This is a genomic window from Paenibacillus sp. FW507-14B1B (genome assembly GCF_058781425.1).
Map to the genome: position 1 here is coordinate 666,257 of NZ_JBYSWS010000003.1, position 13,599 is coordinate 679,855.

A 13,599-nucleotide genomic window follows, 5' to 3' on the forward strand; every position below is an offset into this window, starting at 1 on the left:
ATCTTCACTCCATTGACTAATATCTCAAATAACATCACTCAAAAAGCGATAATTTCTATCCAATCACATTTACCGCTTCGTTCAGATCAATGCTGCCTGTATAAAGTGCCTTACCTACAATCGCACCACCAACACCATCTGAACGGTGCTGACTAAGCGCTTTAAGATCATCCAGCTTCGTTACGCCGCCAGAAGCGATTACCGTACGACCACTTGCTTTTGCCAGAGATACAATAGCTTCCACATTTGGTCCCTGCATCATGCCATCGCGAGAAATATCCGTAAAAATAAACGTCTCTGCGCCTTTTGAAGCCAGCTCCTTGGCAAGCACTTCAGCCTGAACTTCGGAAGTCTCCAGCCAGCCGCGTGTTGCAACAAAGCCGTTTCGTGCATCAATCCCGATTGCGACCTTGTCCCCGTATTTCCCCAGTACTTCCTCTGTAAAAGCGCGATCTTCAATTGCTGCTGTTCCGATAATCACCCGGCTTACGCCAAGAGAGAGCAGACGCTCAACATCAGCAAGGGTACGAAGTCCGCCGCCAACTTGTACCGGCACATTCATTTTTGCAGCAATTTCACCGATAATCGCATCATTAACGGGATGTCCTGCTTTTGCGCCATCCAGATCTACCAAGTGAATAAACTTGCCACCCTGTTCTTCCCATGAACGCGCAACTTTCAGTGGACTATCGTTGTAAATGGTCTCTTGGTTATAGTCACCTTGCACAAGTCTGACACACTTGCCTCCAAGAATATCAATCGCTGGATATATGATAAATGATGACATGTTCATCCCCGCTTCCTCTTTTTTATGACCTCTTCGAATCTGTTAGCGCCAAAAAATTACGCAGCAGACTCATGCCAAGCTCTCCGCTCTTCTCCGGGTGAAATTGCATACCGTAGACACTGCCATCTCCCACGATTGCCGTTACATCCTTCCCATAATCCGTTACTGCAAGCAAATGGGCCTTTGCCTCAGGAAGGACATGATATGAATGCACGAAATACACATGCCCTTCCTCAAGCCCCGCAAACAGCGGATGATCAGGGTTCTTGAACTGCAGACGGTTCCAACCCATATGAGGCACCTTGTACTCGCCACCCGTGAACCGGACAACGGATCCAGGCAAAATGTTTAGCCCTTCATGACGTCCATGCTCCTCACTTTGTGTGAACAACAGCTGCATGCCGAGACATATACCAAGCAGTGGTTTCGTACCAGCTGCGGCCTCCTTCATCACCTCATCGAGCCCTGTCTCACGTAAGTGTTCCATAGCGTCTCCAAATGCTCCAACACCAGGCAAAATAATACCATCCGCCGCCAAAATTTCTTCACGATCTCCGGTAACAAGCGGCTCATATCCGAGCCGCTCTACTGCTTTACTTACACTGTGCAGGTTGCCCATACCATAATCCACAATTGCGATTGCCATGGGTTACAGTACTCCCTTCGTGGATGGCACACCTGTTACACGCGGATCAATGGTTGTTGCTTCATCAAGCGCACGACCAAGCGCTTTAAATACCGCCTCAATCATGTGGTGAGTGTTACGGCCGTAATGAACGATGACGTGCAGCGTAATCCGGGCTTCCAGCGCCAGCTTCCACAAGAACTCATGCACCAGTTCTGTCTCAAAAGAACCTACCTGCTGGGACGGGTACTCAGCCCGATACTCGAAATGCGGACGGTTACTGACATCGACAATGACCTGAGCCAGCGCCTCATCCATTGGTACAAACACACTCGCATAGCGCTTGATGCCTCTTTTGTCACCTAATGCTTCACGAAGCACCTGACCGAGACAGATGCCGATATCCTCTACGGTATGATGATCGTCAATCTCGATATCTCCAATCGCCTTCACGCTAAGGTCAAACTGTCCATGTTGGGTGAACAGATCCAGCATATGATTAAGAAAAGGAACGTCGGTCTCCAGCTCAGATACTCCAGATCCATCTACATTAAATTGAAGAGAAATGTTAGTTTCATTCGTTTTACGGCTGACACTCGATGTCCGCCCTTTTGCTTCAAAACTACTCACGATGATTGCCCCCCTGTATTTGACTCTTGCTCCAGCCGAACAGCGATTGCCCGTGCATGGCCTTCTAGTCCCTCGCGCCGAGCTAGCTCCATAATGGTCTCACCATCACGAAGCAGTGCCTCTTTGCTGTAATAAATCATGCTCGATTTCTTAATAAAATCATCCAGATCGACGGGTGAGGAGAATCTAGCCGTTCCATTCGTCGGAATGATGTGGTTCGGGCCTGCAAAATAATCGCCAACAGGCTCCGAGCTGTATGCTCCAAGGAAGATAGCGCCCGCATTTTCAATCTGACCCACAATCGCCATCGGCTCTTCGGTCATAATCTCCAAATGCTCCGATGCCAACCGATTAACCAGTTCAATCCCTTCCTTCAGGGAATCTGTTACGATAATTGCCCCATAGCTGTCCACAGAGGCACGAGCGATGTCCCTACGTGGCAACAACTCAAGTTGACGCTCGACCTCAGCGGATACGGCTTCAGCAAGTGCCTGTGACGGAGTTACAAGTACAGCAGATGCCATCTCATCATGCTCCGCTTGGGACAGAAGATCTGCAGCAACAAATGACGGCTGAGCTGTATCATCAGCCAGCACTACAATTTCGCTAGGTCCTGCCATACTGTCTATGTTGACCACACCGTATACTTCCCGTTTAGCCAAAGCGACATAAATATTTCCTGGACCGCAGATTTTATCTACTGGCGCAATCGAATCCGTACCATAAGCCAGTGCGGCAATGGCCTGAGCTCCCCCCACACGGTAAATCTCTGTCACACCCGCTTCAGCTGCAGCGACGAGAATGTAAGGATCAATACCCTCTATCCCCCGAGTTGCTGGTGGTGTAACCATCACAATCTCCGGTACTCCCGCTACTTGTGCCGGAATTACATTCATGAGCACAGAGGAGGGATAAGCAGCTTTTCCACCAGGAACGTAGACACCGACTCGCTTCAAAGGCCGGATGATCTGCCCAAGAATGCTGCCATCGGGCTGAAGATCCATCCAGGAATTACGCTTCTGCTTCATGTGGAAAGCTCGGATATTGTCTGCCGCAGCCCGTATAGCAGTCACAAAAGATGGCTCAACATGATCATAAGCTGCCTTCAGTTCAGCTTCTGGCACACGAAGTTCATGCGCTTTAAGCTTCATTTTGTCGAATTCTTCAGTATAACGCAGCAACGCGGCATCTCCTTCTGCACGTACCGCTTGAACCACCTTTTTCACCGTTTCATTCTGCGCTGGGGTTCCGTAATCGCTCTCCCGTTGCAGCTTGAAATCACGTGCCGATACTACTTTCATCGTAGATTCCCCCTTACATCTCCTCTTCCTGCTCGTACAATCCTACATGTCTCTATACGCTTTTTTCAGTGAGAATCACTTTTTGAAGACGATCACACAGCGCTTGAATCTCGCCATTCTTCATCCGATAGCTCACACGGTTTGCGATCAACCGGCTTGTAATTTCGAACAGACTGTTCATCTCCACAAGTCCATTCTCCTTAAGCGTCTGTCCTGTCTCTACCATATCTACAATCCGATCAGCAAGCCCAATCAGTGGTGCAAGCTCGATTGATCCATTCAGCTTCACAACCTCAACCTGCTGACCCTGTTCCCGGAAATACTGTGACGCTACATTCGGATATTTAGTTGCAACACGCTGCTGAATCCCTGGTGTCCAGTCTGGCAATCCGATAACTGACATCCGGCATCTCGCAATACCGAGGTCTAACAGCTCATATACATCCTTGTTCTCTTCCAGCAAGACATCCTTACCTACGATACCGATATCTGCTACCCCGTATTCCACATAGGTTGGCACGTCGACCGGCTTGGCCAGAATAAATTCCATTCCTGCCTCCGGCAAAGAAATAACTAGCTTACGCGTATCATCCACATCCATCGGAATAGGAAGTCCTGCGGATCGAAATAACTCAGATGCTTTTTTATAGATTCGTCCTTTAGGCATAGCTACTTTTAAAATTTCTGCCATGAACCGCGCCTCCTTTCTTTAGGTCTACATTTATGAGAATGTGAGAATCTCTGCATAGCCTTTATGAAGTAATCCATGCTCAGAAGCATCTTCCTGCCTAGCCAAGTATCCCTCATCTTCTCCGCTTATCAGTGCAGTAACAACCACTCTTCCTTCGCTGCGTAATAAAGCTGCCTGCGTCAGACCTTCCTTCCGCTGCTCTGCTGTATACTGAACTAATACCGGAAGCTGTTCCGAAGCTTCCTTGACCTGAACACCATCTAGGATTCGATTTGTCTTTAAGGCAAAACCAGTTGCCGGCACATTCCGTCCAAATTGCTGTAACAGCTTATCGTAACGTCCACCACTTGCAACAGGTGAACCAATCTCAGCAGCATAACCTTCAAAAGTCATTCCCGTATAATAAGAGAAGTCGCCTATCATCGTCAGATCGATTAGCACATGCTCCGAGACATTGTAAGCTTCAATCACTTCCCATACCTTGCATAAATGTTCTATGGATGCACGGGCCAATGGATCACTGCTTAGCTCCAGCGCTTGCTCACATATCTCCCGACCGCCTCGAAGTCTAAGGATGCCCTCTAGCTTATCGGTTTGGATATCCGTCAGATCCAGCCCAGATATCGTATTCCGGTACCCCACATAATCTCGATCTAACAAGTCATGCTTTAAATTCTCCTGATCTTCAATCCTGTCAGGCAATACCTCTTCCAGTAACCCATTTAGGAAGCCTACATGACCTAGAGCGATTCGGAATTTCTCCACTCCAGCGGCCTGCAGTGATTCAATCGCCAGAGCTACAACCTCGGCATCAGCCTCAGGTGAGTCGTCACCCACAAGTTCCACACCCGTCTGGAAAAACTCAGCTTCCCGCCCAGCTTCTTCTTCAATCGCACGAAACACATTGGCATGGTAAGAGAGACGAATAGGAAGTGGCTCCTCTTTCAACAAAGACGATACAACTCTGGCAATCGGAGCTGTAATATCCGAACGTAGAACCATCGTCGTTCCCCGATTGTTGAGTAGTTTGAACAGTTTCTGATCAGACGTTGAGCTTGCGACTCCAACCGTATCGTAATACTCCATCGTTGGCGTCATAATCTGTTGATAACCCCACCGGTCCATACAAGCAAGGACTTGGTGCTCAATCTGACGCAGTCTCACTACCGCGTGAGGTAAATAATCACGGACGCCAGCCGGTTTTTCAAAGCCTTTAGGTTTAGACATGACGTTACACCTCGAATCTATATTGTTCTTTATTACATTAAAGTGCTAATATGCTACCAAAGTAAAGAATATTGCATATGTTACCATACATTTAGTTGCATCGTCAATCCGTTTATGACTTGTCCTTATTTCAAATAATTAGCCTCTTATCCCCAAGGTAAAATAAACCAGATTGCTCCTGTTATTATAACCTACTCCTATCTAACAAGTAGAGTATAAATAAAAAAGCCGTCCGAGAACCGGACGGCTTCATGCAGGCTCAATGCCAGCGTACTTATGAATTGTATAAGTGCAATGATTCTTTAAAACTACATACCAACCGATTTCTTTCCCGAATCCTGCTTGGCTGGATCTTTTGGCTTCAAGGAACGTGGTACACTGCCGAGCAGCACCCATGAACCCGGAATATATTTCATTATTAATTGTACAAATAATGCAGTCACAATGAGAGCCGTCACCATACCACCGTAAACCCAAATCAAGTAATCATCTGTCACTGGATTCAGACCGAATTTATGCTCACGATAAAAGTTAAGCCACAACGGATGCATCAAGTAAATCGCAAAGGAAAGCTCACCAATCCGCGTTAAGAGGGCAACGATCTTTTTCCATCCACTGTTATACAGCCAGTTCGCAGCCTGCATTAATACGATAGCTGAGAAGACGGTGTGTATATTCCACAGGAATTCATATACTAATGAGTCATATTTCGCTCCATGCAGACGTGTGTTGTACCAGATCTGTACATGTGTCAGAGCCAGTATCAGCCAGCCAGCCCAAAGCGCAATCGTAGCCGACTTTTGACGACGTGCTTGTTTCTTCCAGCCTGAGGTTAACCATACTTTATATTTATCATAATTAATGGCTAGGTAAGCACCCAGCAAGTAGTAAGCTAGATAAGAAATCGCCAAGCTTCCTTTGGTAGCATAATGCAGCTCGTATTTATTCCAGACAATAAAGCCCCATTGCAGCAAGAACCCGATCGGGACTGCCCAGCGCACAAGGAATTTAGAAGACTTCAATAGCTTCAGGAATAACGGGAATAGAATATAGAACTGTAAGCTAATGAACACAAAGTATAGATGCGTATAGTTCTGACCCTTGGACAGACGCTCAAAGAATGTAGGTATCTGTGCACTCCAATCGATCGAACTGTTAAGCAATCCATTTTGATCAAGTCTTACGAAAAAGTATACGATCGAAATGAGTAGATAAGGGAGCAAAATATACAAAAGCCGTCTTTTGTAGAAGTTAGTAATCAAGCTTTTCGTCAAAGGACGATCATAATAATTGTAGAACAGAACAAAGCTGCTCAGAAAAATAAAAGAAGGTGTTCCGTACTTAAAAAATATGTTCAAAAAATTAATAATATAATAGAAGCGAGAATCAATCGCATCCACCGTTGCAAATGAGGTCGCATGCACATGCAGTACGCCCAGAATGGCCAGTGCCCGATATATATCAAGCTGCGGTAGCCGTTCCTTTCTAATTTGAGTAGCTCCCATATTTTAAATTTCCCCTTTAATGAAATTGAGTAGAAACAGACCCAGCAAGTAATAATATAAAAAAACGCTCAGCTTGACAATAGTGACAACAGAGCATGAAGACAGTAGCAATTTTTTGATCATAACAATACGAGCAGTGTGTGATTTCACACGTTCCTGCCAACGAAAAGGCCCCACAAGGCAATTACCCAGGGGACCATTAATTATTTTTTTACGTTATTTGCCCTACTCATTTTACAATAAAACAAGCTATTTTGGAACCTGTGATGACACATTGTCTCAAATTGACTCATCTTCCGGTGTTACCCGTTTGAGCTCCCGAAGCGGATTGCCACCCACAAATGCACCCGGTGCCACATCCTTATGTACGACAGCGCCGGCCGCAACTACTGCACCATCACCTATCGTAACACCCGGCAAAATAGTTGTGTTCGCACCAATCAATACATTCTCTCCGATGATAACTTCCCCAAGGCGATATTCACGTATAAGGTATTCATGCGCCAGAATTGTTGTGTTATAGCCTATGACCGAGTTTTCCCCCACGGTTATCTTCTCGGGGTAGAAGACGTCCACCATAACCATTAATCCAAAAGCGGTATGTTTGCCAACCTTCATCCCGAGCATATTCCGGTAGATCCAGTTCTTCATCGGGAGGACAGGACAGTAACGGGCCAATTGCACAAATATAAAGTTCTTAACACCCTTGAACGGACTCACTGTGCGGTATATATGCCACAGCGCGTTATGCCCTTCCACAGGGTGGCGAGTTACCTTTCTGGCCATTACACCTTGGCTCCTATTCCTGTATCTGTTTCTGTCCTACAATTGAATAAATATCCCGCATATCCTTCAAAATATAATCAGCTCCGTAATCCCGTAGTACCTGCTCACCTTTCAGCGACCAAGCAACACCAGCAGCTTGAACGCCAGCAGCCTTTGCTGACTGGATATCTACGGCACTGTCACCTACCATTAAGGTCGTTTCCGGATTACATCCAATGGCTTCAATCGCCTTCAGCACCGGCTCAGGATGCGGTTTCGGATTCTCCACATCATTAACCGTTACAACTGCAGACATATACTTATCCAGATTGAACTTCTCTAAGGTCATCAGTGTACCAGGACGTATCTTAGTGGTTACAATACCCATAGCAATCCCTTGAGCATGTAGCCATTCCACAACTTCATTTACATAAGGAAATGGCTTAACCATGTTATCGTGATGTTCCTGACTATAAGCACGATAAATAGGAACCAGAGATGTCACGTCCTCCATGCCAGAGAACTTCTGGAGCTGGTACTCCAGTGTCGTTCCCATGTGAGGTATAATACCTTCCCTCGTCAGGGGACCATTAGGTCCCTTTTCAAAGACATGCATAAATGAGGCAATGATCAAATCATTCGTATCAATAATGGTGCCATCCAGATCAAATAGTACGGTTTCAATCACGTTGCCCTACTCCTTTTTGTCTTCCGCATCTTTATTGATCGAAGTGTCATGCTTAGAGGATCTTTCTGATTCCGCAGTTTCCACCAAGTCCGATGCACTCTTATCATGCACAGGACCAGGGTTAGAAGGTGTTGACTGATTTGCCTGCGGTTTGTTTCCTTGCTGTGGTTTCCGATCAAGTGTTGCCTCTGGTGTTGGACCCAATCCTGGTTTAGTACATACAATCGGGTCTAAGTAACGTTCATTCGCTTTTCCCGTTACCCTTCTTACAACAATCCATATAACTCCCACAATTACGATAAGTATCGGCAATAGCTGAGAAATTCGAATGTTTCCATATGCAGGATCTAAGTAGCCTTGCTCGAATCCCATCCAGGTCATCGGAGCCCACAAATTATTAATAATGGATTCAAGGAACGAAGAACCTTGGAATGCCAAGCTATCCGTACGTACAGCCTCGATATAGAAACGACCGATAGAATACCAAATGAAATATCCAACGAATAGCTCACCTACACGCAGAAACTTCTGTCTGCGAAGTACAAGCAATAATACAAGTCCTACAAGATTCCACAGGGATTCATATAAAAAGGTTGGGTGATGGAACACACCATCAACATTCATCTGGTTTACAATGAAGTCAGGAAGGTGCAGACTATTGCGTAAGAATGATTCTTCTACAGGCCCACCATATGCTTCTTGATTGACAAAGTTACCCCAGCGGCCAATAAGTTGACCTAACAATAGCGAAGGTGCACATAAATCTGCAATCCTCCAAAAATTATATCCCTTATAGCGCACATAGATGATTGCACATATGATAGCACCGATTAGTGCTCCATAAATGGCAATACCACCATTCCAAATCTTGAACACATCAAGGAAGTTATCTTTATAATCTTCCCATTTAAAAGCCACATAATATATTCTCGCGCCTATAATGGCCGAAGGAACACCCAAGAGCAAGAGGTCCATGAAGAACTCTTGTGGAATGCCAAAACGTTTTCCTTCACGGATTACAAGCAGAAGACCTGCTAAAGCTCCCAACCCTAGAATAATTCCATACCAATGGACGCGCAGCGATCCGATCGAGAAAGCGATCGGATCGATCAGCAATGTAGACATTCAATTCCCCCCTAGTCCAGATCATCCATATCATCAGCAATTGTAGCTGTTAGTTTGTTCGTAAACTGCAATGCCGCATTCAAGCCCATTTGTTTCAAACGGTAGTTCATAGCCGCAACCTCAATAATAACAGCCAAGTTCCGCCCCGGACGAACTGGGATGGTAACGAGAGGAACATCGGTATCAATAATACGTGTCTTTTCTTCATCCAAACCCAAACGATCATACTGTTTATCCTGCTGCCAAGCTTCGAGACGAACAACCAAAGTAATCCGTTTATTGTTTCGCACGGCACCCGCACCAAACAGTGTCATTACGTTAATGATACCTACACCACGGATCTCTAACAAATGACGGATTAACTCCGGTGCTGTACCGTGTAACTGGAAGTCAGATGTCTGACGGATTTCAACCGCATCGTCCGCAATAAGACGGTGACCCCTTTTCACAAGCTCGAGCGCTGTTTCACTTTTACCAATACCGCTTGTACCTGTAATAAGCATGCCCACACCATAGACATCACATAGAACCCCGTGAATCGTAGTAGTCGGTGCAAGTTTCCGTTCTAAAAATCCAGTAATCCGGCTTGTCAAAATCGTTGTAGCCATACTGCTTCTCAGTACCGGTAGACCCGTTTCATTACTAACCTCAACTAGCTCTTCGGGAACATCCAACGAGCGAGTAATAATAATACAAGGCGTCTCATCTGTACAGAGACTCCGCATACGATCTCTGCGCTCCTCTGGCTTTAACATTGCAAAAAAAGCTAATTCCGTCCGTCCCAATAGCTGAACACGCTCACGTGGATGATACTCAAAATACCCCGCCATTTCCAGACCGGGTCGGTTAAGATCGTCTGTTGTTATTTGGCGTTTCAAGCCTTCATCTCCGGAGATGACCTCCATTTGGAACTGCTGTACCAGTTCAGACACTTTCACTTTTTTGGCCATGGTTATACCCCTTTTCGTCCGTATGTTGTTAGAAATCATTTCGCGAACCAACTGCTGATCCGCTCACACATGTATCGTTAGTAATGGAGTATACAGACTAGCTCCCCACCTATATATTCAATCTGATGGAGTTAATGTACCCGCCACAATCCGCATAACACACTTCATTTCATCCTCATGTAAATGCTTATCCTTGAATCAATTATGTAAGCCTTACTTCCTGATATCTTAAAGGAAAATAGCACTAAATGCAATGTTGCCAGGTTTTTCTAATTAGGTTTGATATCTCCAAACACATATCATCGTAACTTTTATATTCTCTGTAGATTGTACTCAACTACGATTTAAAAACCTTCTTCGACATAACTTCAAACTTAATTCGTGATCATCAGATACTTGTTGTTATCGTCCACAAATCTTTTAATCTACTTTGAGGTCCCATCTATCTATAGAACTAACAAAAAAAACCGCCCCACAGGGCGGTTTTTCTCGGAACCCGACTGTCGGAGAATTAGTCTCCCAACAAAACGTTCAGTTCGGTCTCTTTATCGAAGATATGAACTTTGTTCATGTCAATTGCCAATTTAACGTTATCGCCTTCACGAGTTGTAGAACGTCCGTCTACACGGCCAATAACGGTCTCAGCACCCAAACCACTCAGATACAAGAGCATTTCGTGACCGAGGTTCTCAGTAACGTCAACTTTTGCAGTGAAGATCGTGTTTGGAGATGCTTCCAAGAACACTGGCTCTTCATGAATATCTTCTGGACGAAGTCCCATGATAACTTCTTTACCAATCAGGGATTTGTTCTTCAGAAGTTGTGCTTTACCACCTGGTACTTGAACGTTCAAACCTTCAGCTGTAAAGAATACGCCTCCGTTTTGCTCGGACAATTTACCGTTGATAAAGTTCATAGTAGGGGAACCAATAAAGCCTGCAACGAACAAGTTGCTTGGGCTGTTGTAGAGCTGTTCTGGAGAATCAGCTTGCTGGATGATACCATCCTGCATAACAACGATACGGTCACCCATCGTCATAGCTTCTGTTTGGTCATGCGTTACATAGATACAAGTGGTTTCAAGACGCTTAACCAGCTTTGTAATTTCGGCACGCATCTGACCACGAAGTTTAGCATCCAAGTTGGAGAGAGGCTCATCCATCAAGAAGACTTGTGGATCACGGACAATCGCACGGCCCAAGGCAACACGCTGACGCTGACCACCGGAAAGAGCTTTTGGTTTACGCTCTAGCAAATGTTCGATATCCAAGATTCTTGCTGCTTCACGTACACGTTTGTCGATTTCGTCCTTCTTCACTTTACGAAGTTTCAAGCCGAAGGCCATGTTCTGGTACACATTCATATGCGGATACAAGGCATAGGATTGGAATACCATCGCGATATCACGGTCTTTAGGAGCTACATCGTTAACAACGCGGTCACCAATGTAGAGTTTACCTTCAGAAATTTCTTCAAGTCCAGCGATCATCCGCAAAGTTGTGGATTTACCGCAACCGGAAGGTCCTACCAATACCAGAAACTCTTTATCTTTAATATCGAGGTTAACATCGATTACTGTTGCCTTATCGGATCCTGCATATTTCTTATAAATGTGCTCTAAACGTACGCCTGCCATGCTTGTTGCCCCCTCATATTAAGTGTTATGAAATCGAATACATTTTATAGTCTTAATATTAACCTATAGACTTCTGACTGACTATACACAATCTGCACAAAAATCTTATTTTCTTTTCGTCACTTTATACAATAGAAGAGTAATTTTAACTAAAACAGCATCTCCGAAGCTCCGAACATCAAGTCCAGTCTCTTGTTTTATCTTATCTAAACGGTATAAAAGAGTATTCCGGTGAATATACAAACGCTTTGCCGTTTCACTAACATTACAATCTAATTCAAAAAAACTTTCGAGCGTAGACAGCGTTTCTGCATCTTCGAACACATCTGTATGATGACTCGCATACTCCTCAAGGAAGCGGTTTCGCTGCACTTCAGGAATACTAAATAACAAACGCTCCAGATGAAGCCCTGTCGATAAATGAATATGTTCTTTCACTTGAAAAGTTCGTCCGATAACCATCGTTTCGCGAAGTTGTCTAAGCATACAAGGTAAACCTTCGGCTACCCTAATGCCTGGAATTGCGGCAATATGGAAGTCACCCACCCACTCATTCGATACCAGCTCATATAGACCCATGCAAAAGAGTGTCAGCAAGTCCTGATCCCCTTCGCTTGAAATCTCTTCTTTATCATCTACCAAACCATCTAAAAGCTGCGGATCAGCAAGTACAAGCCATGCCTTCTCCTGAAGAGGTATTAATACAATTTCCCCATCAAAATAACTACGAAGCAACCTCTGAAGCGATTTGAAGGTTGTATTGGTGGGATGCTCACTTTCATTCACAAGTAAAAAAGGTATTACTTCTTCCGATAGAGATATCCTATCAGCAAACTCATCTGGAAGAGTAACGTATAACTCATCAGCTTTTATGCGCTCGTTTATCCATTCTCCCAGTTTAAGCGCGTAATGTTCTTCTTCTGCCTTACTACTATAACGTTGGAGCTTAGTAGATGGATCGTTATAAACAAGATTAGATAATAAAAGTCCAATTAACTTCACCTCAGTCTCGGTCACCTTATCAGACGGGACTGAAATTACAATAGGTACATTATTCTTCACAGGAATTGAAAACCACACTTCACCCTGCTCTAGATGATAGGAAATTCCTGCTTCCGACTGTTCTATCATTGGTATCTTTATTTTCATTTCATTAAAAGATCCAATATCACTTGTTGTCTGACTATGAAGACTGGGGATTGTTATAGATTCGAGCAGCAATTCAGACTCTTGCTCATTCAACGATTTAAGTGTCATAGGAATACCCAGCGTGCTCTTCAAACTCTGCAGTATTTGCTCTATCTCCGTCATTGATGACTCCACCACTTTGTCTTTTTCTTATTATTTTAGCATATCTATAGCCGTCAACTGAAATATATACAAAAAAGCCGTCAACAATGTTGACGACTTCTGTGATGAGCCATGAAGGACTCGAACCTTCGACACCCTGATTAAAAGTCAGGTGCTCTACCAACTGAGCTAATGGCTCTTAAAACTGGTGGAGGATGATGGATTCGAACCACCGAACCCGTAAGGGAGCAGATTTACAGTCTGATGCGTTTGGCCACTTCGCTAATCCTCCAGGATTAAAAGGTGGCTCGGGACGGAATCGAACCGCCGACACGAGGATTTTCAGTCCTCTGCTCTACCGACTGAGCTACCGAGCCAT

The 13,599-nt window shown here is 44.8% G+C and carries 13 protein-coding genes and 3 tRNA genes; all 16 read right to left on the reverse strand.

Annotated features, from left to right (window positions below; all coding sequences use genetic code 11):
* Positions 1-55: 55 nt before the first annotated feature.
* The 16 genes from hisA to AC3WJJ_RS18780 all read right to left on the reverse strand — a co-directional run bounded on the left by hisA (position 56) and on the right by AC3WJJ_RS18780 (position 13,597).
* The gene (hisA, locus tag AC3WJJ_RS18705; RefSeq protein ID WP_422661334.1) at positions 56-787 is read right to left on the reverse strand and encodes a 1-(5-phosphoribosyl)-5-[(5-phosphoribosylamino)methylideneamino]imidazole-4-carboxamide isomerase; all 732 of its coding nucleotides are present in this window, start codon (positions 785-787) and stop codon (positions 56-58) included.
* A 22-nt stretch (positions 788-809) separates the two neighbouring features.
* Positions 810-1,433, reverse strand: coding sequence for an imidazole glycerol phosphate synthase subunit HisH (hisH, locus tag AC3WJJ_RS18710; RefSeq protein WP_492543028.1), 624 nt, complete (start codon positions 1,431-1,433; stop codon positions 810-812).
* A 3-nt stretch (positions 1,434-1,436) separates the two neighbouring features.
* Positions 1,437-2,042 carry an imidazoleglycerol-phosphate dehydratase HisB gene (gene hisB / locus AC3WJJ_RS18715; protein ID WP_492543030.1) on the reverse strand — a complete coding sequence of 202 codons (606 nt, stop codon included), beginning with the start codon at positions 2,040-2,042 and terminating at the stop codon, positions 1,437-1,439.
* Positions 2,039-3,343 carry a histidinol dehydrogenase gene (gene hisD / locus AC3WJJ_RS18720; RefSeq protein ID WP_492543032.1) on the reverse strand — a complete coding sequence of 435 codons (1,305 nt, stop codon included), beginning with the start codon at positions 3,341-3,343 and terminating at the stop codon, positions 2,039-2,041. Before hisD ends, hisB begins: the two co-directional genes overlap by 4 nt.
* Positions 3,344-3,395: 52 nt before the next feature.
* The gene (gene hisG, locus AC3WJJ_RS18725) at positions 3,396-4,034 is read right to left on the reverse strand and encodes an ATP phosphoribosyltransferase (RefSeq protein ID WP_422659173.1); all 639 of its coding nucleotides are present in this window, start codon (positions 4,032-4,034) and stop codon (positions 3,396-3,398) included.
* Between the two features lie 30 nt (positions 4,035-4,064).
* Positions 4,065-5,261, reverse strand: coding sequence for an ATP phosphoribosyltransferase regulatory subunit (locus tag AC3WJJ_RS18730; RefSeq protein ID WP_492543034.1), 1,197 nt, complete (start codon positions 5,259-5,261; stop codon positions 4,065-4,067).
* Positions 5,262-5,569: 308 nt separating this feature from the next.
* Complete coding sequence (locus AC3WJJ_RS18735) at positions 5,570-6,766, reverse strand: acyltransferase (protein ID WP_492543036.1); 1,197 nt, start codon at positions 6,764-6,766, stop codon at positions 5,570-5,572.
* Between the two features lie 279 nt (positions 6,767-7,045).
* A complete protein-coding gene (locus AC3WJJ_RS18740; protein ID WP_492543038.1) occupies positions 7,046-7,552 on the reverse strand; it encodes an acyltransferase in 507 nt (168 codons plus the stop codon).
* 13 nt (positions 7,553-7,565) lie between these two features.
* On the reverse strand, positions 7,566-8,219 hold the full coding sequence (gene ppaX, locus AC3WJJ_RS18745) for a pyrophosphatase PpaX (RefSeq protein ID WP_492543040.1): 654 nt from the start codon (positions 8,217-8,219) through the stop codon (positions 7,566-7,568).
* A gap of 6 nt (positions 8,220-8,225) precedes the next feature.
* Positions 8,226-9,344: a prolipoprotein diacylglyceryl transferase gene (gene lgt, locus AC3WJJ_RS18750; RefSeq protein WP_492543042.1), complete on the reverse strand. Its 1,119-nt coding sequence runs from the start codon at positions 9,342-9,344 to the stop codon at positions 8,226-8,228.
* Positions 9,345-9,355: 11 nt separating this feature from the next.
* Positions 9,356-10,294 (reverse strand): HPr(Ser) kinase/phosphatase, encoded by a 939-nt coding sequence (gene hprK, locus AC3WJJ_RS18755; RefSeq protein ID WP_422659167.1) that lies wholly within the window; start codon positions 10,292-10,294, stop codon positions 9,356-9,358.
* 511 nt (positions 10,295-10,805) lie between these two features.
* A complete protein-coding gene (locus AC3WJJ_RS18760) occupies positions 10,806-11,930 on the reverse strand; it encodes an ABC transporter ATP-binding protein (protein WP_422659166.1) in 1,125 nt (374 codons plus the stop codon).
* Between the two features lie 105 nt (positions 11,931-12,035).
* Entirely contained in the window at positions 12,036-13,241 is a 1,206-nt protein-coding gene (locus AC3WJJ_RS18765) for a PucR family transcriptional regulator (RefSeq protein WP_492543044.1), read from the reverse strand.
* Between the two features lie 105 nt (positions 13,242-13,346).
* A tRNA-Lys gene (locus tag AC3WJJ_RS18770) sits at positions 13,347-13,419 on the reverse strand.
* 7 nt (positions 13,420-13,426) lie between these two features.
* Positions 13,427-13,512 (reverse strand) — tRNA-Tyr (locus tag AC3WJJ_RS18775).
* 12 nt (positions 13,513-13,524) lie between these two features.
* Positions 13,525-13,597: transfer RNA gene (locus AC3WJJ_RS18780), tRNA-Phe, on the reverse strand.
* Between the last annotated feature and the right edge of the window lie 2 nt (positions 13,598-13,599).